Here is a 22,215-nt window from a genome sequence, read left to right as displayed (position 1 = left end):
TTCACTTTACCCCGCCCCAACGGCTGGTGGGGGATAAGCAGAGAAGAAAGAGCAAACAAGCCGTAAGAGCCCGATTGGTTCAGGCTGATTTTTTGCAAAAATCACACAAAAGAAAGTTTCACTTTACCCCGTCCCAACGGCTGGTAGAGGGAAAAGCGAAGAAGAAAAGGGCGAACCAGCCGTAGGGACCTGATTGGTTCAGGCTAATCTTTTTGCAAAAAAACGCAAAAGAAAGTTTCACTTTATTATAGTCTATCCAAAAAAGGGTCGCAAATAGGGGATATGAGGGAATAATATTTGTCAAATCGCGATGAATTGGCTAACATGAAAGAGGAAGGAATAGAGGTGACTAGTATGGAAGCAAAAACGATGAAAGATATGCAGAAAGAAGTAGATGCATATATCGGTCAGTTTAAAGAAGGTTATTTCAGTCCACTTGCAATGATGGCTCGTTTAACGGAAGAAATGGGAGAGCTTGCAAGAGAGGTTAACCATTATTATGGTGAGAAGCCGAAGAAAACAACTGAAAAAGAGCGAAGTATTGAAGAAGAGCTTGGAGATGTATTATTTGTTATGATTTGTATGGCAAATAGTTTAAATATTGATTTAGAAACAGCGCATAACATTGTAATGAATAAATTTAATACACGTGATAAAGATCGCTGGACACGTATTGATGAGGGAGAGAAAGAATAATGAAAGAAATTAAAGTAATTATCGCTGGACCAAGAGGACGTATGGGGCATGAAGCAGTCCTTCTTATGGAAAGAACAGAACATTTCAATTTAGTAGCAGCAATTGATTATAAGCATGGCGGAGAAAAAATTTCTGATTTACCAGGAATGCCAGCGCTAGATGCACCTATTTACGCGGATTTACATACTTGTTTAGATGAAGTAGAAGCGGATGTATTGTTAGATTTAACAACTCCAGAAATTGGAAAGAAACATGTGACACTTGCAGTTGAACGTGGACTTCGATCTGTTATTGGTACAACTGGATTTACTGAAGAAGAACTAAAGCAATTAACAGAAAATGCAAAAGAAAAAGAAGTAGGAACAATTATCGCTCCAAACTTTGCAATTGGTGCAGTTCTTATGATGAAATTTTCACAAATGGCAGCGAAGTACTTCCAAGATGTTGAAGTAATTGAATTACACCATGATCAAAAATTAGATGCACCATCTGGCACAGCTGTAAAAACAGTGGAATTAATCCGTCAAAATCGTGTACCAAAAGAGCAAGGACACCCTAATGAAACGGAACAATTAGAAGGAGCACGTGGTGCAAATGTAGACGGTATTCACATTCATAGCGTACGTCTACCAGGGCTTATTGCACACCAAGAAGTAATGTTCGGCGGAGATGGACAAATGTTAACAGTTCGTCATGATTCATTCAACCGTGCATCATTTATGTCAGGTGTAAAACTATCAATTGAAACAGTAATGAACCTTGATCATCTTGTGTACGGTTTAGAAAACATTATTGACTAAAGGGGAGACAACGGATGAAAATTGCCTTAATCGCACATGACAAAAAGAAAGATGATATGGTTTCGTTCGCATACGCATATAAACCAATTTTTGAAAAACATGAACTTTTTGCAACAGGAACGACAGGACTTCGTATTATGGAGGCAACTGGTTTAGTTGTAACAAGATATCAATCTGGTCCTCTTGGTGGCGATCAAGAAATTGGTGCAATGATTGCAAAAAATGAGATGGATATGGTAATTTTTTTCCGGGATCCACTAACAGCGCAGCCACATGAACCTGATGTCAATGCGTTACTTCGTTTATGTGATGTATACGCCATCCCACTAGCAACGAATATGGCAAGTGCTGAAATGCTAATGCATGCATTAGAGCGGGGAGATTTAGATTACCGAAAGTTAAGAAAATGAGGGGAACAATTATGAGTGGATTACATATATTAGCGTTTGGTGCTCATGCCGATGATGTTGAAATCGGCATGGCAGGTACCATTGCAAAGTATACGAAGCAAGGATATGAAGTAGGTATTTGCGATTTAACAGAAGCTGATCTTTCTTCAAATGGAACGGTAGAACTAAGAAAAGAAGAAGCAAAGGCTGCAGCTCGTATTATGGGAGTAAAAACGAGAATTAATTTAGCAATGCCAGACCGTGGTTTGTATATGAAAGAAGAGTATATACGTGAAATTGTAAAGATTATTCGTACATATAAACCAACACTAATTTTCGCACCATATTACGAAGATCGTCATCCAGACCATGCTAATTGCGCGAAACTTGTGGAAGAAGCTATCTTTTCAGCGGGAATTCGTAAATATATGCCTGAACTTCCGCCGCACCGAGTAGAGTCTTTTTATAATTATATGATTAATGGTTTTCATAAACCGAATTTTTGTATAGATATTAGTGAATACCTTTCTAAAAAGGTGGAAGCCTTAGAAGCGTATGAAAGTCAGTTTTCAACAGGGAGTGATGGTGTTAAGACGCCATTAACCGAAGGATACGTTGAAACTGTAATTGCTCGGGAGAAGATGTTTGGGAAAGAAGTTGGAGTGTTGTATGCCGAAGGATTTATGAGTAAGAAACCGGTTTTATTACATGCTGATTTAATAGGGGGATGTAAATGAAATTGAAAATAGGTATTACATGTTATCCTTCTGTAGGTGGTTCTGGGGTAGTTGGGACAGAGTTAGGAAAGCAATTGGCGGAACGCGGACATGAAATTCATTTTATTACATCGGGTGTACCATTTCGATTGAATAAAGTGTACCCGAACATTTATTTTCACGAAGTAACAGTAAATCAATATTCTGTTTTTCAATATCCACCTTACGATTTAGCATTAGCGAGTAAAATGGCAGAGGTTGCTCAAAGAGAAAACCTTGATATTTTACATGTGCATTATGCAATCCCTCATGCTATTTGTGCATATTTAGCAAAACAAATGATTGGGGAGCGTATTAAAATTGTTACAACCTTACATGGAACGGATATTACTGTGTTAGGTTCCGACCCTTCGTTAAATAATTTAATTCGCTTTGGTATTGAACAATCTGATGTTGTTACGGCTGTGTCACATTCGTTAATTGAAGAAACGAATGAACTTGTAAAACCAGATAAAGAAATTGAGACGGTATACAATTTTGTAGACGAACGTGTTTATTTCAAACGTGATATGTCTCAATTAAAAAAAGAATATGGTATACGAGAAAATGAAAAAGTGTTGATTCATATTTCAAATTTCCGAAAGGTTAAGCGTGTACAGGATGTTGTGCAGTCATTTGCCAAAATTGTAAAGGAAGTAGATGCGAAATTGCTTCTTGTTGGTGATGGACCAGAGTTCTGTACTATTTTACAATTGGTGAAAAGTTTACATATTGAGGAACGTGTCTTATTCCTAGGAAAGCAAGATAATGTTGCAGAGCTTCTTGCAATGAGTGATTTAATGCTACTTTTATCAGAAAAGGAAAGTTTTGGTCTCGTTATATTAGAAGCGATGGCGTGTGGTGTGCCTAGTATCGGAACGAGGGTTGGGGGCATTCCAGAGGTCATTCAACATAGTGAAACAGGATATATATGTGAAGTTGGAGATACAGACGGAATAGCTAAGCAAGCAATTCAACTACTAGAAAATGAAGAACTTCACCGTAATATGGGAGAGCGGGCGATGAAATCTGTATATGAGCAGTTTCGTTCGGAAAAAATCGTTTCACAGTATGAGGCGATTTATTATGACATACTAAGGGATGACAAGAATGGAAAGATTTAAAAAAGCTAGTTCAATTATTGAGATATTAAAACAGCACGGACATGAGGCTTACTTCGTTGGTGGAAGTGTACGCGATCTTATCATCGATAGACCGATTGGAGATATCGATATCGCAACATCTGCTTTACCAGAAGAAGTGATGGCTATTTTCCCAAGACATGTTCCGGTTGGTCTTGAGCATGGAACTGTAATTGTTGTAGAAAATGGTGAACCGTATGAGGTAACTACTTTTCGGACAGAAAGCGAATATGAAGATTTTCGGAGACCTAGTAGTGTTCAATTTGTCCGTTCATTAGAAGAGGATCTAAAACGACGTGATTTCACGATGAATGCAATTGCGATGACAGAGGAAGGCGAAATGGTTGATTTATTTGCCGGACAAGAAGCGATTCGTCTGAAGGAAATTACAACGGTTGGAGATGCTGCAGACCGTTTTCAAGAAGATGCACTGCGAATGATGCGTGGTATTCGGTTCGTAAGTACGTTAGGTTTCTCTTTGGAAATAAAGACGAAACAAGCAATTGAAACGTATGGGCATTTACTCGAACATATAGCGATTGAAAGAATTACAGTTGAATTTGAAAAATTGTTGACCGGTACATATTGTGTGAATGGTCTTCAAGAGTTAGTAGAAACGAAGCTATTTGCTCATCTGCCATATTTACAAATGTCAGAAGAAAGACTCTTGAAAGCTACGCAGTATAAATGGGATTCTTTCGAAACAGACGTTGAGGCGTGGGCATTTTTCTTATATTGTATCGGAGAAGAGCATCCATCTGTCTTTTTACGTCAATGGAAGTTCTCGAATAAAAAGATTAAAGATATCGTAGCGGTTTTATTAGCAATTCGTTCTAGAAAGGAGAAGGAGTGGGATACAATCCTTCTTTATAAAACTGGAATTCACATAGCTGAGATGGCGGAAAGAGTATATGAAGCGATAATAGAAAGTTATAATAGTGCGTCTGTTAAGCAAGTACAATCATTATTTCATACATTGCCGATAAAAAATCGTCAAGAAATGAATGTGACTGGTAACGATTTATTAAGCTGGGCAGATAAAAAGCCAGGTCCGTGGGTTGCCGAAATGCTTCAAAATATTGAAGAAGCAATCGTACAAGGAGATTTAGTTAATAAGAAAGAGAATATAAGGGAGTGGCTACAAAGATGCAATCTACTATAAGAAAGCAGCTATTACAAGTTTTTTCTGAAGCAGATGGTGCATTTGTATCTGGTCAAACACTTAGTGACAAACTTGGCTGTTCGAGAACCGCTGTATGGAAGCATATGGAGGATCTTCGTAATGAAGGGTATGAACTAGAAGCTGTACGCCGCTTAGGGTACCGAATTGCTAGTAAACCAGATAAAGTAACTGCTAATGAGATTCAATTAGGATTACAAACAGAGCGTATCGGTAGAACGGTTTATTTTGAAGAATCGGTTGAATCTACTCAGCATATTGCAGCAAGACTTGCTCATGAAGGCGCAGAAGAGGGAACAATTGTTGTTGCTGAAGAACAAACAGCAGGTAGAGGACGTTTAAGTAGAAAATGGTATTCTCCAAAAGGAACAGGAATTTGGATGAGTATTATTTTGCGTCCATCTATTCCAGTTCACCATGCCCCGCAGCTTACTTTATTAGCAGCTGTTAGCGTAGCGCAAGCAATTGAAAAATGTACCGGTGTAAACGTAGGGATTAAATGGCCAAATGATATTTTAATTCAAGGTAAAAAAGCTGTCGGTATATTAACGGAGATGCAAGCGGATCCAGATAAAATTAATGCTGTTATTATGGGAATTGGCATTAATGCAAATCAGAAACAAGAACATTTTGATGAGGAAATTCAGCAAATTGCAACTTCATTAGCAATTGAATCGGATAAGCCGATTGTTCGTGCGGAACTTATGCAACAAATTTTCTTGCAATTAGAGAAATTGTATGAAGAGTATTTAAAAAATGGCTTCTCTGTTATTAAAATTCTGTGGGAAAGTTACGCAGTAAGTATCGGAAAAGAAATTACAGCTCGAACGATGAAGGAAACTATTAATGGGCTAGCAAAAGGGATTACGGAGGATGGTGTATTGTTACTTGAGGATCATCAAGGACAAGTGCACCACATTCATTCTGCCGATATAGAAATTAAGTAAAAGAAGTTCCTATTTTGGAGCTTCTTTTTGTCATTTATATACTGATAAATTTCACATACCGTAATAGGAATAGAAAATTATTTTTTCAAAAAAATGTAGCAATTCCTTTTCAGAGTTTGCTATAATTAGTTCGAATATGGGCAGTATCAAAGCGAACTGCACCATTATTTTACGCAGTATGAAAAAATAATAATTTGGATTCTGCCTTGATCCAATAACGGACTGGGACAGAGGGATGAATAATGCCGACTAACACACAACCCTTCTGCCCTTTTATGGCCAGAGGGGTTTTTTATATGATTTCGGCCATCTCCTCTCTCCTGCATAAAGGAGGAGTAGTTTTTGAAAACAAAAACAGATTTTTTGAAAATGAAAGAGCAAGGTGAGCCGATTACAATGCTAACGGCGTATGATTATCCATCTGCTAAATTAGCAGAAGAAGCTAAAGTCGATATGATTTTAGTGGGTGATTCTCTAGGAATGGTTGTACTTGGGTATGATTCAACAGTTCCAGTAACAGTAGAGGATATGATTCATCATACGAAAGCTGTACGCCGCGGAGCGAAAGAGACGTTTATTGTAACTGATATGCCATTTATGTCTTATCATGTCTCATTGCAAGATACGATGGTTAATGCACGTCGCATTGTTCAAGAGAGCGGGGCACATGCATTAAAGGTAGAAGGTGCTGGAGAAGTTATATCAACTATTCATTACTTAACGAATGCGGGAGTTCCCGTTGTGGCGCATTTAGGTTTAACTCCTCAATCTGTAGGAGTGCTAGGTGGGTATAAAGTACAAGGGAAAGATGCTGAAAGTGCAAAAAAATTAATAGAAGATGCAAAGAAATGTGAGGAAGCTGGTGCAATAGCACTTGTGTTAGAGTGTGTGCCAATGCAATTAGCAGAACTTATTTCAGAGCAGTTAACAATTCCTACAATCGGAATTGGAGCAGGAAAAAAAGTAGATGGGCAAGTTCTTGTATACCATGATCTTATCTCGTACGGCGTAAATCGTGTTCCGAAATTTGTGAAGCAATATACGTCTGTTCAAGAGGAGATTGTGCGAGGGATTTCGCAATACGTTACTGAAGTAAAGACAGGGCAATTTCCTGAAGAAAAACATTCATTCACAATGAAAGAGGAAGAATGCTTAGCGTTATACGGAGGAAAACAATAATGAAAATCATAACTACAGTGCAAGAGATGCAGCAAATTACAAACGAACTTCGTACAAGTGGAAAAAGTATCGGTTTTGTTCCAACGATGGGGTATTTACACGAAGGGCATGCTACGTTACTACGTAAGGCAAGGGAAGAAAATGAAATTGTAGTTTTAAGTGTATTTGTAAATCCACTACAATTTGGGCCAAATGAAGATTTAGATCGATACCCACGTGATATTGATAGAGATGAAAATGTAGCAAAAGAAAATGGTGTTGATTATTTATTTTATCCGAGTGTAGAAGAGATGTATCCAGCAGAACAAACGACAACAGTAGAAGTTGTGAAGCGTACCGACGTATTATGTGGCAAACAAAGACCTGGTCATTTCGCTGGTGTTGCTACTGTACTAATGAAACTATTTAATATTACATTGCCAACGCGTGCTTATTTCGGCATGAAAGATGCACAGCAAGTAGCTGTAATTGAAGGATTCGTAACGGATTTTAATATTCCAGTTACGATCGTACCAGTTGATATTGTAAGGGAAGAAGATGGATTAGCGAAAAGTTCTCGTAATGTGTATTTATTACAAGAAGAACGTGAAGAGGCTCCTCATTTATACCGCAGTCTATGTATAGCGAAAGAACGAATTGAGGCAGGCGAACGTAATCCAGAAATCATTATGAATCTTGTGAAAGAGCATATTGAGAAGTATACGAAAGGCACTGTAGATTATGCTGATTTATATGCATATCCTTCATTAAAAGTAATGGATGAAATTGAAGGAAGAATCATTTTAGCGATTGCAGTTAAGTTTGAAAATGTACGATTAATTGACAATATAACATTAATGGGGAAATAAGGGGGAGCATCTATGTTTCGCACAATGATGAGAGCGAAGTTACATCGCGCAACTGTAACAGAAGCAAATTTAAATTATGTAGGTAGTATTACAATTGATGAAAATTTAATGGATGCGGTAAATATTGTAGAAAATGAAAAAGTACAAATTGTAAATAACAACAACGGAGCTCGCTTAGAGACATATGTTATTAAAGGAGAGCGCGGTAGCGGTATTGTTTGTTTAAATGGTGCAGCTGCAAGGCTTGTACAACCAGGTGATAAAGTTATTATTATTTGCTATGGTTTAGTGGCAGAAGAAAATATTCATAAACAAGAGCCGAAAATTGCAGTATTAGATGATGATAATCAAATTATTGAAATGCTAGGTGCTGAAAAAGCTGGCACGATATTATAAGTAGGAAGGCTATCTCTAATTAAGGAGGTAGCTTTTTTGTGCATCTTTTCATTAAGATGAGGTAAAACGTGGTATAGTAACATTATATAATTTTTGTGTTTGATAGGTAAGAAATTGAGGTGTTACATATATGAGTAAGCGTTATGTCGTTGTTGATTTAGAGACGACAGGGAACTCCTGGAAGGATGGGAAGGATAAAATTACCCAAATTGCAGCTGTTGTAGTGGAAGATGGAGAGATATTAGAGATTTTTTCATCTTTTATTAATCCGAAGAGAGAGATTCCCCTATTTATTACAGAATTAACTGGGATTGATGAAGATCTTGTAAAACAAGCCCCGTTATTTCGAGATGTAGCCCCGATGATTGTTGAGCTATTACAAGGTGCGGCTTTTGTTGCACATAACGTTCACTTTGATTGGAATTTTTTAAATGAAGAATTAAGACAGGCTGGATATACAGAAGTACATTGCCCTAAAATCGATACAGTTGAATTGGCGCAAATTCTTTTGCCGACAGCTGATAGTTATAAATTACGTGATTTAGCTAAGCAACATGAACTAGAGCATGATCAACCACATCGTGCGGATAGTGATGCTCTTGCAACAGCGGAGTTGTTTTTACAATTTTTAAGTGAAATTGAAAAGTTACCACTGGTCACATTACAAGCGCTTTATGAATTAAGTGATGTTTTCCAAAGTGATATAGCTGATGTACTTTCTGAAAATATTTTAAAGAAAATGATGCATGGTAAAGAAGAGGCAGAGGAGTATGAAGTGTATCGAAATATTGCGCTTCGAAAGCGGAATTATTCTTTAAGCCTCAGTGAAACATGCTCATCTAAATTTGATGCTTTCTTACATAAGACAATGGATAAACTTGAATTGAATATGCCAAAGTTTGAAAAAAGAGAAAGCCAACAGATTATGATGAAGGAAATATATACAGCGCTAAGAGATTCTAGGTTTTCACTGATTGAAGCAGGAACAGGTACGGGGAAGACGCTTGCATATTTACTTCCAAGTATTTATTTTGCAAAGAAAAAAGAAGAACCTGTCATTATAAGTACACAAACTGTACAATTGCAACAACAAATACTAGAAAAAGAAATTCCTTTATTAAAGAAAATAATGCCATTTTCATTTGAAGTAGCTCTTCTGAAAGGAAGAAAGCATTATCTTTGTCTACATAAATTTGAATATGCTTTGCAAGAGGAAGAGAAAAATTATGATATGGCGCTCACAAAGGCAAAAATTTTAGTGTGGTTATTGCAAACGGAAACTGGCGATCGTGATGAATTAAATATTCCTGAGGGCGGCAAGTTACTTTGGAACCGTATTTGTAGTGATGTACATAGTCCAGGCGGGATGCAAAGCAACTGGTATAGTCGTTGTTTTTATCAAAGAGCAAAGAATAAAGCATTATTTGCAGATATCGTTATTACAAATCATGCGTTATTATTTCAAGATTTTTCAAGTGAAGAACCACTGTTTGCTTCATGTGAACATATTATTTTTGATGAAGCTCATCATATCGAGGAAGCGGCGAGTAGAACATTAGGTGAACAGTTCTCATGCATGTATTTTCAATTAGCTTTATCTCGTCTTGGTACGCTAGAAACAGATGATGTACTTTCTAAAGTATATAAAATGATGAAAAAATCAGAGCAAGCCTCTCGTTCGACTTTCCGTATGGTGAGTCATAGTTTGAAGGAATTGAAATTTGATGCGGATGAGCTATTCCAAATGTTACGTGCTTTCATCTTTAAACAAACCAAGCAGGAACAAGGGATAAGCAATATGCCACTCATTTATCGATATAACACGGAAGTAGAGAAAGGTAAGTTATGGGATAGCATTACCGAGTTAACAAATCGTTTTGTATACGATGTAAGAAAATTATTGACTACACTTGAGAAGCAAGTTGATATATTGCAAAGTAAATTAGAATGGGAGATGCATGTTGTTACAGGTGAATTTATGCATTTAATTGAGTTGTTGAGAAAGATGGAACAATCTTTACAATTACTCATTTTAGAAAAAAATTCATACGTGACATGGATGGAGACTGAAACGAAGGGAACAATTCATTCAACCGTTTTATATGCACAGCCTGTTCATATTGGTGAAAGGCTTGCTGATGAATTTTTAACACAGAAAAAGAGTGTTATTTTCACATCAGCAACGTTAACAGTAAACGATTCATTTGACTATATAAAAGAGGAGCTAGGTTTACATGATTTTGCTCCTAATACATTACAGGTTCCGTCACCGTTCCGTTTTGAAGAACAGATGAAATTAATGGTTTCAACAGATGTGCCTTTTATTAAGCAAGCAAGTAATGAAGAATATATTGAATCTGTGTCGGCACATATTGCAAAAATAGCGAAAGCTACAAAAGGTAGAATGCTTGTTTTATTCACTTCGTATGAAATGTTGAAAGAAGCGTATACGAATTTGAAAAATGATGAGGAATTAGAGGGGTATTTATTATTAACGCAAAGTGTGAATAATAAGAGCCGAAGTCGTCTCATTCGTAAATTTCAAGAGTTCGACAAATCGATTTTGTTAGGAACAAGTAGTTTTTGGGAAGGGATAGATATACCTGGAGATGCCCTTAGTTGTCTTGTTATTGTCCGGCTGCCCTTTACGCCTCCTCATCAACCGATGATGGAAGCAAAAGGAGAGTGGTTAAAAAATCAAGGAGAGGATGTATTCGCTAAGTTAGCACTCCCGCAAGCAATTTTGCGTTTCAAACAAGGATTTGGTCGTCTGATTAGAACAAGTACAGATACCGGAACAGTATTTGTATTAGACCGTCGTTTGATAAGCGCTTCTTATGGAAAACGTTTTTTACAATCAATCCCAACTGTCCCGCTTTATGAAGGCCCTCTAGAAGAATTATTAGAACAATTAAAGGCATGGCCAAATAAATAAAATTGTAAGAAAAATACGCCTGAAGTACATTTAAGCTTCAGGCGTAAAAAATGTGGGTAGGAGGAATTTTATTTTTCTTACTTCTTGTATACAAAATGTATTGGTTTTCGACTTGAAACCTTTTTTTGCAGTACATGTCCTGCTATAATAGATGGGTGATGAAGCAGGGGTTGTAAAGAATGTACTCTTATTGTAACCGTATTGCGTTCTTCTATAATTAGAAATTTTTGTGTAACGGAGGAGTTTTTTCATGGATAAGAAAATCGAAGTCCTATCAACGACGCGTATTAAATATTCGTCTGACTTGTATAAAATCGTTGATAGTTTGAATCGTACGTTAAAAGAGCAGGACCTCATGTTCGGATTAGCATTAGACGAAAAAGATAAAGAAACAGCTGTATTTACGATTTACAGAACGTAGTGATACAATGAAAAAGTGGATCTTTGCAATCGTTATCGTAATCGTTGCTAGCGGAATATATGGGGCGTATGTTTATAATAAAGCAATGGAAAAGAAAATCCCTAAAGAGGAAAAATCTGTAGAAATTGCAAAAGAAAAGGCAAAGCTTACAAAAGTAAAATCTGTAGATTATTATAATGGAGAATCTTCATATACAGTCGTACAAGGTACAGATGAAAAAGGAGAACAACTTATCGTTTGGGTGCCTGAGAAAAAAGGGGAAACTATAGTAAGGAAAAAGAGCGAAGGTATTTCTGAAAAAGATGCTTTACAAAGAACGATTGAACAAGTCGGAGATGACAGTAAAGAGCCCAAGAGTAAGCCTAAAGAAATTTTAAAAGTAAAATTAGGCGTTGAAAACAATATACCACTATGGGAAGTTACATATATTGATGATGACAATCGTTATAGTTACTACAATCTTGCATTTCAAGATGGTCAGTTTTTAAAACGATATAGCATTGAAAAATAGATGTAGGGGGAACTACAAATGAAATTAGCAAAGCGAGTAGCTGCTTTAACACCATCTGCAACTTTAGAAATTACAGCAAAGGCACAAGCATTAAAAGCAGAAGGTCATGATGTAATTGGATTAGGGGCAGGAGAACCTGACTTTAATACGCCAGAACATATTATGGATGCTGCACATAAAGCGATGTTAGAAGGACATACGAAGTATACACCAACAGGTGGATTACAAACGTTAAAACAAGAAATTGTGAAGAAGTTTACACGTGATCAAGGAATTGCGTATGATCCATCTGAAATTATTGTATGTAACGGTGCAAAGCATGCATTATATACATTATTCCAAGTGTTGCTTGATGAAGGAGATGAAGTTATCATCCCAACTCCTTATTGGGTAAGTTATCCTGAGCAAGTAAAGCTTGCTGGAGGTAAGCCAGTTTACGTAGAAGGCCTGGAAGACAATGAGTACAAAATTACAGCGAAGCAGCTGCGTGAGGCAATTACAGAGAAAACGAAAGCAGTTATTATTAATTCACCGAGCAATCCAACAGGAATGATTTATAGCAAAGAGGAATTACAACAGCTTGGAGAAGTATGTTTAGAACATAATATCTTAATTGTTTCAGATGAAATTTATGAAAAATTAATTTATGGTGATGTAGAATATACTTCAATTGCCCAGCTTTCTAATGCATTAAAAGAACAAACACTTATTATTAATGGTGTATCTAAATCACATTCTATGACAGGGTGGCGCATTGGATATGCAGCAGGAAATAAGCAGCTTATTAAAGCGATGACGAACTTAGCGAGTCATAGTACGTCAAACCCTACTTCAATTGCTCAATACGGTGCAATTGCTGCGTATGCAGGCTCACAAGAACCTGTAGAAACAATGCGTCAAGCGTTTGAAGAAAGATTGAACATTATTTATGATAAATTAATTCAAATTCCTGGTTTCACTTGTATCAAACCACAAGGTGCTTTTTACTTATTCCCAAATGTAAAAGCAGCCGTAGCGTTAGCTGGGTATGATACAGTTGATGAGTGGGCAAAAGCATTATTAGAAGAGGAAAAAGTAGCTCTTGTTCCAGGTACAGGATTTGGTGCGCCAAATAACGTTCGATTATCGTATGCGACATCTCTTGAGCAAGTAGAGAAAGCATTAGAACGAATTCATACGTTCATGAAAAGCAAAGTACAGGCTTAATCTTCTGTTTTTTGTAGTAAATGGCAAGGAACCTCCCTATATATAGGGAGGTTTTTTTGACGAATTGTGGCAAAAAGAAATGACTGAAGGTGTGTTATACTAGAGAACGAGGTGTTTGGTGATGAAAAAAAAAATGATGTTACAATGGTTTGAACAGGGAAGCATAGCGATTCCTAAATTGCTTATGATGCATTATAAAAAGCTAGGCCTAAATGAAACGGAATTTATGGTGGTACTTCATGTACACACATTTTTAGAATCAGGTAATTCGTTCCCGACTCCTTCAGAGATTTCAGAGCGGATGACGATAACAGAAATGAAATGTATGGAAGTGATTCAGACATTAATCCAAAAAGGGTTTTTAGCGCTAGAAGGCGGACAAAGATCAGAAGCGATGATGTGTGAAAGTTATTCTTTACAACCACTTTGGGAAAAAATATTGCATTTTTTAATGGATGAATCAATAGAGGAAGAACAGAAAGAAAAAAAGAAACTTCAAGTAAATTTATATACAGTATTTGAAAAAGAATTTGGAAGACCGCTCTCACCGTTTGAATGTGAAACATTAGGAATGTGGGAAGATCAAGATCAACATCATCCAAATTTAATTCAAGCGGCTCTCAGAGAAGCTGTTATGAGTGGTAAACTTAATTTCCGGTATATTGATCGTATTTTATTTGAGTGGAAAAAGAACGGAATTAAAACGGTAGAGCAAGCGCAAAATCAAGGCCAAAAATTTAGAGCGAATCAACAACGTACACAACAAACAACAAAACAAGAAACAAAATTTACTGGGAAAGTGCCTTTTTACAATTGGTTGGAGCAGTAATGTAGGAGGAAAGACATGTTGAATAAAACGCAAATTCGCTATTGTTTAGATACAATGGCGGATATGTATCCAGAAGCGCATTGTGAATTAATTCATGATAATCCATTTGAACTTGTAATCGCGGTGGCATTATCTGCACAATGTACAGATGCACTTGTGAATAAAGTGACGAAAAACTTATTCCAAAAATATAAAACACCAGAAGATTATTTAAGTGTGTCTTTAGAAGAATTACAACAAGATATACGTTCCATTGGACTGTTTAGAAATAAGGCGAAAAATATTCAAAAATTGTGCCAGATGTTGCTAGATGATTACAATGGGAAAGTTCCAGAAGACCGTGACGAGTTGACGAAATTACCAGGAGTAGGGAGAAAGACAGCGAATGTAGTTGTTTCGGTAGCGTTTGGGATTCCAGCGATTGCTGTTGATACGCATGTAGAGAGAGTGAGTAAACGGTTAGCAATTTGTAGATGGAAAGATTCTGTGTTAGAAGTGGAAAAGACATTGATGAAGAAAATTCCAATGGATGAGTGGGGGATTACACACCACCGTATGATTTTCTTCGGACGTTATTACTGTAAGGCGCAGCGACCACAATGTGAAGAGTGTCGATTACTAGAAATATGTCGCGAAGGAAAGAAACGAATGAAGGGGAAATAAAGGATGGAGCGAGTTATAGAAATACCGAAAGAGTTTCGGTGCGTACCATTTTTTAAAGAGAATGCAAATTCGATTACGTATCATACAGACCAATCTTTTGAAGAAATAATACAAAATACTTACTTTATATTTGATATCGAAAGACAATATGAGCCGTGGAATGAAATTGAAACAAGTATTCCAGCGGTATTAAATGTATGGAAAAGCAGGCATGAAGAAATTGCTACACTATTTCGAAACCGAAAAAAACAAGAAGCTGAGGGTCCGATGATTCTTTTTGCAGCACACTTGCTATCGGTTGTATATTGGCTAAATGAGAAGCCTGTTCATAGTTTGCATGAAATGCAAGTAAATACGAATGAATTGGAAGCACAACCTGTTAATTTTATAGAACGATACTCATTTATTATAAAGAAACCGAGTAATTATCATTCGTATATTCAATTAGCACAGTTGTATATTGAAATAGAAAAGCTACATGTTAAGAAAATGATAACAAAAAAGAAGTCCTTTTCTCGTTAAGAGTAAGGACTTCTTTTTTGTTATTAAGACTCTGATGTAACAACATCTCCGTCTGCGTGAGGTGTATCTCCTCCGGTATTCTGTTGGTGCTGCTCTTCTTCAGCTTTTTTTCTAGCTTCTTCTTCAGCTTTTCTCTTAGCTTCTTCTTCAGCTTTTTTCTTAGCTTCTTCTTCAGCCTTCTTCTTAGCCTCTTCTTCAGCAGCTTTCTTTTGAGCTTCTTCTTGCTGTTTACGTTGTTGTTCTTGTTGCTGTTGTTGCTGTTGTTGTTGTTTACGCTGCTCTTCTTCAGCTTTTTTTGTAGCTTCTTCTTGTTTTAGTTTATCTTCATTGGCCTTTTTCTGGGCCTCTTCGTCAGTCTTTTTCTTAGCTTCTTCTTCAGCCTTCTTCTTAGCCTCTTCCTCAGCTTTTTTCGCATCTGGAGTTCCGCCAGGCGCAGTGAATGATGCACCAATTGCAGGACTTGTTCCAGTACCTTTTTTCGCTACTACAGAGAAGCTGTAAGTAACACCTGGTTTAATACCACCAAGAGTAGCTGTCGTACCGCTTACTGATAAGCTACCACTAGAACCGTCAGTAGCTTTATAGCTTGCTGCGTATGCATCAACATTTGATGATGGTCCAGACCAGTTCAGTGTCACTGTGCTAGCGCCATCGAAAGCGACATTAAGGCCACTAGGTGGATCTACTTTAATTTCTTTAACTGCATCTTTTTTCGCACCTTTAATGTACAGTTCTCCATTTAATTCTTGTACAGAAGAAGGGCGCTCGAAACGAGATTTATCCGTAGCAAATTTGCTCATCATTGCTTGGAACATTTGCTGAGCAATTCTAGTAGAACGATCGCTAATGTAATTTTCTGGGCTATCTTTTTCATAACCAGTCCATACAGCCATTGTATATTGTGGTGTATATCCTGCGAACCAACTATCTCTGTTGGCATCTGCTGGAATACCGTATTTTTTAATAACAGATTTATCAAAGTTTTGTGTTCCTGTTTTACCAGCAACGTCGAATCCAGAAACATATGCTGTTGACCCTGTACCGCCAGAACCAGGTTTTACTACGTCACGAAGAACGTCAGTAACCATGTAAGCTGTATAGTCGTGCATTGCACGCTGTTCTTTCGGTTTAAAGCTTTTCTTTTTTCCATCTGGGAAAATAACTTCTTTAACGAAATGAGGTTTATTGTATACACCGTCATTTCCAAATGTTGCATAAGCTCCAGCGACATCTAACGGAGAGCCTTCATTACTACCGATTGCAGTAGATTCATATGCTTTCCCATCTTTAAACGTCATTCCTAAACCTTCAGCAAACTCTTGTGCCTTAGGAATACCGACTGCTTGAGCTGTTTTTAAAGCCGGGATGTTTAATGACTTCTTCAATGCTTCACGAAGTGAAACGTCACCTTTAAAATTACCTGTAGCATTTTTAATCTTTGTGCCATCAGAGTAAGTATATTCAGAGTCATTTAATTGATGATAAGTAGACCATTGAAGATTCTCAATTGCTGGACCATAGTCGAAAATTGGTTTCATTGTTGAACCAACTTGGCGTTTTAAATCAACTGCCATATTATGACCTTTGAAAGTAGACTTACTTTCTTTACGCCCAGCACCAATTGCTCGAACTTCTCCAGACTGTGTATCCATAAATACAAATGATCCTTGGAACTGATCGTTTGGATATTTAATGAGATTGCCATCCATAATTTTCTCAGCGTAATCTTGAGCATCTTGATCAAGTGTTGTATGAATCGTTAAACCATCTGAACCGATATTTACATCAGGGTATTCTTTTTCAACTTCCTTTACAGCAGCATCTATAAATGCTTGATACTTCATTTCAGTCACTTCTGAAGATGGAAGAAGTCCTTGTATTACAGGGATTTTTATTGCTTCATCCATTTGTTGTTTTGTAATAAAATCATGGCGCTCCATAAATCCTAGTACAAGATTGCGACGCTTTGTTGCCCGCTCGACATTTTCTGGTTTAGTTGGATCATAAATGTTAGGACCTTGGGGTAAAGCAGCGAGCATTGCAGCTTCATGTAATTGTATGTCTTTTAAATCTTTGCCGTAATATTTTGTTGCTGCTGTTGCAATACCGTAAGAGCGATTACCTAGATTAATTTTATTTAAGTACATTTCTAAAATTTCATGTTTAGAGTACTGTTGCTCTAATTTATAAGATAAGTACCACTCTTGCACTTTTCTCTTTGCGGTTTTGTCCATTGTTAGAAAATAGTTTTTAACTACTTGCTGTGTAATCGTACTACCACCTTGTGATCCGAAACCACCAGTGACATTTTCCATAACTGCTTTTCCAGTACGTATAAAATCAATTCCATTATGATCGTAGAAGCGAGCATCCTCAGTCGCAAGGAATGCACTTTCCACTACTTTTGGAATTTGATCGTATGTAACATGGGTTCGTTTTTCAGCACCATATTCATAGAAGAAATTTCCGTTTTTATCAAGAAACTTTGTTGATAAAGGATTGACAAGTTTTGATTTGTCTAATTTTGGAGCGTCCTTTACCATAACAAAGAAAGCCGAAACGCCAGCTACGAGGCCGACAATACCAAGAAGTAGACAACCTATAAGGAATTTCTTGAAAAAGGAACCTTTTTTCTTTGGCTTTTCTTCTTTATGAGTTTCTTTCGTTTGATTTTTTACATGATTTCGTTCTGTACGAGAACGATAATTATCTGACATTATACTTTCTCCTACCTTTCATTCTCTCCCCCAAAAGTCGAAAAAAGAGCCTTAGTGATGACTCTATCACGAAAAATAAACCGTGTCTAGTACGCGTATATAATCAATTCGAGGGTGATAACCGCATGATAATAAAGACCCATGCTCTTCTATTTCTTGTTTTGTAATCGATTTACGTCCACCAGTATTTTGACGATTCCAAAATGCAATAATATGTTTGGCATCTAATAAATAAAATTCATCAAAAAGTGTAAATTTAATAATAACGAATGCAATTCCATTATGAGCGACTACTTGCTTCATATGTTCAATTTGATGAAGGTGGAAGTTTTGAAGTGGAAAACTGGTTTTATTTTTAGTTTCTTTCGCTTCAAAATCGATGTATTTCCCTTTGTATACACCGTTGTAATCTGTTGTAGAAGGTTGTTTGAAATACGCTTCTTTTACCACTGCAGCACTTCGAGCGGGGTAATCTACTTTTACAATTTGAAGAGGTGTAGGTTTTTTATGTACGCATGCAATATTATGGGTTAAGTAATATTGATTGGTTTCATTCAATTCCTCTTCAAGGGACATACCTCTATTACTGTAAGTATGTTTTTTTATTGGTGTTTTATGAGGTTGTGAAGCTTGATCGAACCTTTTCCCATTTGGGTAACGAATGGTCATATTTTGTCCACTCCCAACTTGATAAGAATTACTTACAAAGGTGATTATATCAAAAAATGAAAAAAGATGTGACCTTTTTCAAGAAAGGTATGGTGACTTACTCATGTTTCGATGGAATGATTACGAAAAAATTAAACAGAACCGTAATGATATTTTTTGTACAGAAGAGGAAAAAGCTATAGTTCTTCATATTAAAGAGAGAACGGATGTAGCTAACGTAGATAATATTTCACGTACACAATCTTACCAAGAATATTTTTTGAGAAATAGAGAAATTAGATGGTCTTTTTTAGCAAGTATGGTTTCGAGGAATGGGGGATGGAACATGACTGATTTAGAAGGAGAATATTATTCTAATCTTTTATCTCAAACAGTTAAGAGACGATTATTTCTTTTGTATGAGAAAGCCAATTGGCTCATTTTCTTAGATGCATTTCCTCAACTATTATTGTATGAGGAAAGTAAAAAGAGATGTGCGCCGCTCTTCCATTTGTTACAATTTTTCAACATATCAATTTTTATGGAAAAAGAATGGGTCGCGTTTTGGGAGAAAAAAGATATAAATAGGCTTATGACGGCGCTTATTATTAATGAACAAAATAAAATTCAAAAACCAGTAATCGAGAATGCATACTTTCAAAAACATGTATTTGATACTGCACTATTCAAATTTCAAGAAATATTTCACGTTAGTGCAGTTATTTTTCCAATGGTGGAAGGGGGAATGTATGGATTTTCAGTTTATCAATTTGAAACGTTGCAAAAACGTATAGAACTTGGGAAGCAATTAGCTTGGTTATTATTTCATTCAAAGTATAAGGCTTCTTTTTATAAATTTGCAGTGCAAACTAGACATACAGGATCAAGGATGGATTATGAATGTAATATAAGGGGAATTAGAAAATCATGTACGCCGGCTCTTCGGGATGTGTATTCTATTGTCACTCATGAAAAATTAATGGAAAAAGATTGGTTTAGTGAAGGGGTGGAAATAGATTCATTATTTTTACTTAAAAAACCTAAGGGGGAAATTAATATCACAGAATGGTATAGAAAGAAGAGGGAGCAAATACATACTCTTTCTATATTAAGTAGTTTTGTTAAAAGAATAGATGAGTTCATGATATAATCAAAAAGTCCCGCCTTCCTACATGAAGGCGGGGCTTCTTGATTAAAAGTAATATGTTCTTCAACAAATTACTTTTTACTTCGCTATTTGCCGGCAGTACGACTTTAACCTCAGCACTTATCGAAAGCAAATAGGGAAGGTTAGACTGGAAATTAGCTATTTGTAAAAGCAGCTTTGGTTAAAGGGTCATTTTATCCTGCTATTTCAGGGTGGTAAAACTCCCACCTCAAAATTCGGCTGGAGCAAAGAAGGTAGGTGGAAGCCCTGCTGCCCGTAAACGCCCGATTGGTGAAGGCTAATAATCAGTGGGGATGAACAAAACCCTCACTGATTAAAGTTTCACTTTATGTAGCGGGGAAATTTGGACCGTCAAGCTTTGGATTACCAGTCTCAGGTTTGTTTTGTTGTTTGTTTTGCTTTTTCTTTTTTTCGTTTTTATTTTTTGACATCGTAATACACCTCCTTTTTGTATTGTTACCATTTCTAAAAATGGCATACTAAATGATTTCTTTGACGAATATCAACTAGTTTTGTCATGTGAGAAGGAGTAATCAATCAATCGGCGAAATTACATGACAAAGGAAAGGCAAAGAAGGGGGCGTTTTAAATATGGCGATGGTTCAGAAGGAAGATGTTATGAAAAAAATGGATCAAATGTTAAGTTCTCTCGATTTGCTGGAAATGAATATTGGGATTAGAATGAATCATGCATTGAAGGATAAAGGTGAAAAAATATGCAATAAGATAGAAATAACAGAAATGCATATAGAGCATATGGAAAATAAATTAGTGCATCACGAAGAAAAAGGGAGCTGGGTAAAGACATTTCAAAACGTCGTAGTGAGTGCATAATAAGGTGGGAACAAAATGGGATATGAAGCATTAATCCAGTCCTCGGAGAAGTTAATGCAGTATAATGATGAAGCGAATGTGAAAAAAAGAGAAATGGCTGAATATGATTTTTATAAGGATATGAAGCCATTTGTTGATATTGTAGATGCGGAGTTAGAGGTGTGGAAAGAATTAGCTTATAGGTGGATAAAGGAAGAACGACCTAAGTATATACATGTACAACAAATTGATCAAGTGTATGATAATTTACAAACTAATGTGCTACAATGTTTTGTTAATAAGGGAAAAGGTAAACGTTTCTTTGAAACTTATCAAGCTATTTCGTATACTTTGCAAAATATCGTAGATCAATGTAAGTAACAAGAGGGAAAACCCTCTTGTTTTTTTTATGCTTCTGTCACTGTTGTAGGTTTTGTTGCACCGTTTATTTCTAATTCACGTATTAATGTTCGGTAATCTGATATGCATATTTTTCCTTCGAGATAACAATGTCTCGCAAAGTCTAACAGTTCATTCAAATTTTCTGTGTAATACCCCTTTTTTTGAGAAAACGCTTGTTTTAAATCCCCTAATACCATGTTGATTCCTCCCCCATGAGAATCTTCTTCCTTATTATCATAGCATGGAAGGGTTTACTTTCTAATTTTTTTAAAAATTTAAACTTCCGACAAAAAAAGACAGGTACTCCGTCACACATTTTATTTTATAGGTACATATTCTATATGTAGAAACTTATGCGAAGGAGGAGAGAATGCATGTTTCAACAACCTAATGTATATCAGCAAGCAAATCCATATGCACAGCAAAATATGTACCAATATAATGAGGATACATATTTACGATATAATATGTATCCTTTCGAGCCTCATTATGGAAACCAAAATTATTATCAACCATTTGAAGTGTCGTTTGGGAATCAACCGCAACAAGCGTATACGAATCAGTCGCAACAAATGTATACGAATCAACCACAGCAACCGCACATGGATCAGTCGCAACAACCACATATGAATCAACCACAACAACCGCATATGAGTCAGCCGCAGCAAATGTATACGAATCAACCACAGCAAGCGTATATGAATTCACAAAACTACATGTCACCAGCTCAATATGTAAATCAACAAGCTATGTTTTATCCACCAAAACAACCATATCCAACGATGAATAAACAAAAGCAACAGCAACAGCAACCAAGTCAGTTTTCTAGTTTTGTTTCACAATTTAAATCATCAGATGGTAACTACGATGTAAATAAAATGATGAACACAGCTGGACAAATGATGAACGCGATGAATCAAGTAACAGGGATTGTTAAGCAAGTCGGGGGCTTTTTTGGTAAATAATAGTAGGGGGTTGTCTATAATAGGTATTACGTATGAAATTGGATACTAGACAAATTTCCATGAAATAAATGGGTATATATAAC

The 22,215-nt window shown here is 36.4% G+C and carries 25 protein-coding genes; 21 read left to right on the top strand and 4 right to left on the bottom strand.

Translation table 11 applies throughout. The annotated features are described in order from the left end of the window. Nucleotides 1-354: 354 nt before the first annotated feature. The 17 genes from QCI75_RS19210 to QCI75_RS19130 all read left to right on the top strand — a co-directional run bounded on the left by QCI75_RS19210 (nucleotide 355) and on the right by QCI75_RS19130 (nucleotide 15,419). The gene (locus QCI75_RS19210; RefSeq protein ID WP_002108639.1) at nucleotides 355-696 is read left to right on the top strand and encodes a nucleotide pyrophosphohydrolase; all 342 of its coding nucleotides are present in this window, start codon (nucleotides 355-357) and stop codon (nucleotides 694-696) included. Then, nucleotides 696-1,496 carry a dihydrodipicolinate reductase gene (gene dapB / locus QCI75_RS19205; RefSeq protein WP_070141540.1) on the top strand — a complete coding sequence of 267 codons (801 nt, stop codon included), beginning with the start codon at nucleotides 696-698 and terminating at the stop codon, nucleotides 1,494-1,496. Before QCI75_RS19210 ends, dapB begins: the two co-directional genes overlap by 1 nt. 14 nt (nucleotides 1,497-1,510) lie before the next feature. Next, nucleotides 1,511-1,906: a methylglyoxal synthase gene (mgsA, locus tag QCI75_RS19200; protein WP_000684753.1), complete on the top strand. Its 396-nt coding sequence runs from the start codon at nucleotides 1,511-1,513 to the stop codon at nucleotides 1,904-1,906. Nucleotides 1,907-1,917: 11 nt separating this feature from the next. Then, a complete protein-coding gene (gene bshB1, locus QCI75_RS19195) occupies nucleotides 1,918-2,622 on the top strand; it encodes a bacillithiol biosynthesis deacetylase BshB1 (RefSeq protein WP_002011848.1) in 705 nt (234 codons plus the stop codon). After that, a complete protein-coding gene (bshA, locus tag QCI75_RS19190) occupies nucleotides 2,619-3,764 on the top strand; it encodes an N-acetyl-alpha-D-glucosaminyl L-malate synthase BshA (protein ID WP_144505312.1) in 1,146 nt (381 codons plus the stop codon). The genes bshB1 and bshA overlap by 4 nt, the downstream gene beginning before the upstream one ends. Further along, nucleotides 3,751-4,944 (top strand): CCA tRNA nucleotidyltransferase, encoded by a 1,194-nt coding sequence (locus QCI75_RS19185; RefSeq protein ID WP_144505313.1) that lies wholly within the window; start codon nucleotides 3,751-3,753, stop codon nucleotides 4,942-4,944. Before bshA ends, QCI75_RS19185 begins: the two co-directional genes overlap by 14 nt. Then, complete coding sequence (locus tag QCI75_RS19180) at nucleotides 4,929-5,909, top strand: biotin--[acetyl-CoA-carboxylase] ligase (RefSeq protein WP_144505314.1); 981 nt, start codon at nucleotides 4,929-4,931, stop codon at nucleotides 5,907-5,909. The genes QCI75_RS19185 and QCI75_RS19180 overlap by 16 nt, the downstream gene beginning before the upstream one ends. Before the next feature lie 342 nt (nucleotides 5,910-6,251). Then, nucleotides 6,252-7,088 carry a 3-methyl-2-oxobutanoate hydroxymethyltransferase gene (panB, locus tag QCI75_RS19175; RefSeq protein ID WP_078204382.1) on the top strand — a complete coding sequence of 279 codons (837 nt, stop codon included), beginning with the start codon at nucleotides 6,252-6,254 and terminating at the stop codon, nucleotides 7,086-7,088. After that, nucleotides 7,088-7,936, top strand: coding sequence for a pantoate--beta-alanine ligase (gene panC, locus QCI75_RS19170; protein ID WP_144505315.1), 849 nt, complete (start codon nucleotides 7,088-7,090; stop codon nucleotides 7,934-7,936). The genes panB and panC overlap by 1 nt, the downstream gene beginning before the upstream one ends. A 12-nt stretch (nucleotides 7,937-7,948) precedes the next feature. Beyond that, complete coding sequence (gene panD / locus QCI75_RS19165) at nucleotides 7,949-8,332, top strand: aspartate 1-decarboxylase (RefSeq protein ID WP_078204384.1); 384 nt, start codon at nucleotides 7,949-7,951, stop codon at nucleotides 8,330-8,332. Nucleotides 8,333-8,462: 130 nt separating this feature from the next. Beyond that, nucleotides 8,463-11,267, top strand: a complete 2,805-nt coding sequence (gene dinG / locus QCI75_RS19160) for an ATP-dependent DNA helicase DinG (RefSeq protein WP_144509028.1) — start codon at nucleotides 8,463-8,465, stop codon at nucleotides 11,265-11,267. 250 nt (nucleotides 11,268-11,517) lie between these two features. Then, nucleotides 11,518-11,688, top strand: coding sequence for a YpmA family protein (locus tag QCI75_RS19155; protein ID WP_000358352.1), 171 nt, complete (start codon nucleotides 11,518-11,520; stop codon nucleotides 11,686-11,688). 7 nt (nucleotides 11,689-11,695) lie between these two features. Continuing rightward, a complete protein-coding gene (locus QCI75_RS19150; protein ID WP_076536378.1) occupies nucleotides 11,696-12,199 on the top strand; it encodes a cell wall elongation regulator TseB-like domain-containing protein in 504 nt (167 codons plus the stop codon). 18 nt (nucleotides 12,200-12,217) lie between these two features. Beyond that, the gene (gene aspB, locus QCI75_RS19145) at nucleotides 12,218-13,405 is read left to right on the top strand and encodes an aspartate transaminase AspB (protein ID WP_144504810.1); all 1,188 of its coding nucleotides are present in this window, start codon (nucleotides 12,218-12,220) and stop codon (nucleotides 13,403-13,405) included. Between the two features lie 121 nt (nucleotides 13,406-13,526). Continuing rightward, nucleotides 13,527-14,234: a DNA replication protein DnaD gene (gene dnaD / locus QCI75_RS19140; RefSeq protein WP_144504808.1), complete on the top strand. Its 708-nt coding sequence runs from the start codon at nucleotides 13,527-13,529 to the stop codon at nucleotides 14,232-14,234. Nucleotides 14,235-14,249: 15 nt separating this feature from the next. Beyond that, nucleotides 14,250-14,897 carry an endonuclease III gene (gene nth / locus QCI75_RS19135; RefSeq protein WP_144504806.1) on the top strand — a complete coding sequence of 216 codons (648 nt, stop codon included), beginning with the start codon at nucleotides 14,250-14,252 and terminating at the stop codon, nucleotides 14,895-14,897. Nucleotides 14,898-14,900: 3 nt separating this feature from the next. Next, nucleotides 14,901-15,419, top strand: coding sequence for a YpoC family protein (locus QCI75_RS19130; protein ID WP_144504804.1), 519 nt, complete (start codon nucleotides 14,901-14,903; stop codon nucleotides 15,417-15,419). A 23-nt stretch (nucleotides 15,420-15,442) separates the two neighbouring features. Here the strand turns inward: QCI75_RS19130 and QCI75_RS19125 are convergent, their stop codons facing one another. Together QCI75_RS19125 and recU are read right to left on the bottom strand one after the other, a co-directional pair. Beyond that, the gene (locus tag QCI75_RS19125) at nucleotides 15,443-18,136 is read right to left on the bottom strand and encodes a PBP1A family penicillin-binding protein (RefSeq protein WP_353761026.1); all 2,694 of its coding nucleotides are present in this window, start codon (nucleotides 18,134-18,136) and stop codon (nucleotides 15,443-15,445) included. A 66-nt stretch (nucleotides 18,137-18,202) separates the two neighbouring features. Then, on the bottom strand, nucleotides 18,203-18,805 hold the full coding sequence (gene recU / locus QCI75_RS19120) for a Holliday junction resolvase RecU (protein WP_144504801.1): 603 nt from the start codon (nucleotides 18,803-18,805) through the stop codon (nucleotides 18,203-18,205). A gap of 103 nt (nucleotides 18,806-18,908) precedes the next feature. Between recU and QCI75_RS19115 the strand changes: the two genes are divergently transcribed. Beyond that, on the top strand, nucleotides 18,909-19,934 hold the full coding sequence (locus QCI75_RS19115) for a DUF2515 domain-containing protein (protein ID WP_353761025.1): 1,026 nt from the start codon (nucleotides 18,909-18,911) through the stop codon (nucleotides 19,932-19,934). Between the two features lie 344 nt (nucleotides 19,935-20,278). Here the strand turns inward: QCI75_RS19115 and QCI75_RS19110 are convergent, their stop codons facing one another. Further along, a complete protein-coding gene (locus QCI75_RS19110; RefSeq protein WP_337692276.1) occupies nucleotides 20,279-20,425 on the bottom strand; it encodes a phage portal protein in 147 nt (48 codons plus the stop codon). 118 nt (nucleotides 20,426-20,543) lie between these two features. Between QCI75_RS19110 and QCI75_RS19105 the strand changes: the two genes are divergently transcribed. After that, nucleotides 20,544-20,786, top strand: a complete 243-nt coding sequence (locus QCI75_RS19105; RefSeq protein ID WP_002117753.1) for a hypothetical protein — start codon at nucleotides 20,544-20,546, stop codon at nucleotides 20,784-20,786. 15 nt (nucleotides 20,787-20,801) lie between these two features. Next, nucleotides 20,802-21,146 carry a YppE family protein gene (locus QCI75_RS19100; protein WP_144504797.1) on the top strand — a complete coding sequence of 115 codons (345 nt, stop codon included), beginning with the start codon at nucleotides 20,802-20,804 and terminating at the stop codon, nucleotides 21,144-21,146. Nucleotides 21,147-21,172: 26 nt separating this feature from the next. Here the strand turns inward: QCI75_RS19100 and QCI75_RS19095 are convergent, their stop codons facing one another. Then, a complete protein-coding gene (locus QCI75_RS19095; RefSeq protein ID WP_105583985.1) occupies nucleotides 21,173-21,364 on the bottom strand; it encodes a YppF family protein in 192 nt (63 codons plus the stop codon). Nucleotides 21,365-21,541: 177 nt separating this feature from the next. Between QCI75_RS19095 and QCI75_RS19090 the strand changes: the two genes are divergently transcribed. Beyond that, nucleotides 21,542-22,132: a YppG family protein gene (locus QCI75_RS19090; RefSeq protein ID WP_144504795.1), complete on the top strand. Its 591-nt coding sequence runs from the start codon at nucleotides 21,542-21,544 to the stop codon at nucleotides 22,130-22,132. Nucleotides 22,133-22,215 lie beyond the last annotated feature (83 nt).

This window comes from Bacillus cereus group sp. RP43, assembly GCF_040459645.1.
Lineage (GTDB): Bacteria > Bacillota > Bacilli > Bacillales > Bacillaceae_G > Bacillus_A > Bacillus_A mycoides_C.
Note: the sequence above shows the minus strand (reverse complement) of the source record. Positions and strands in the feature narration are given on the sequence as shown.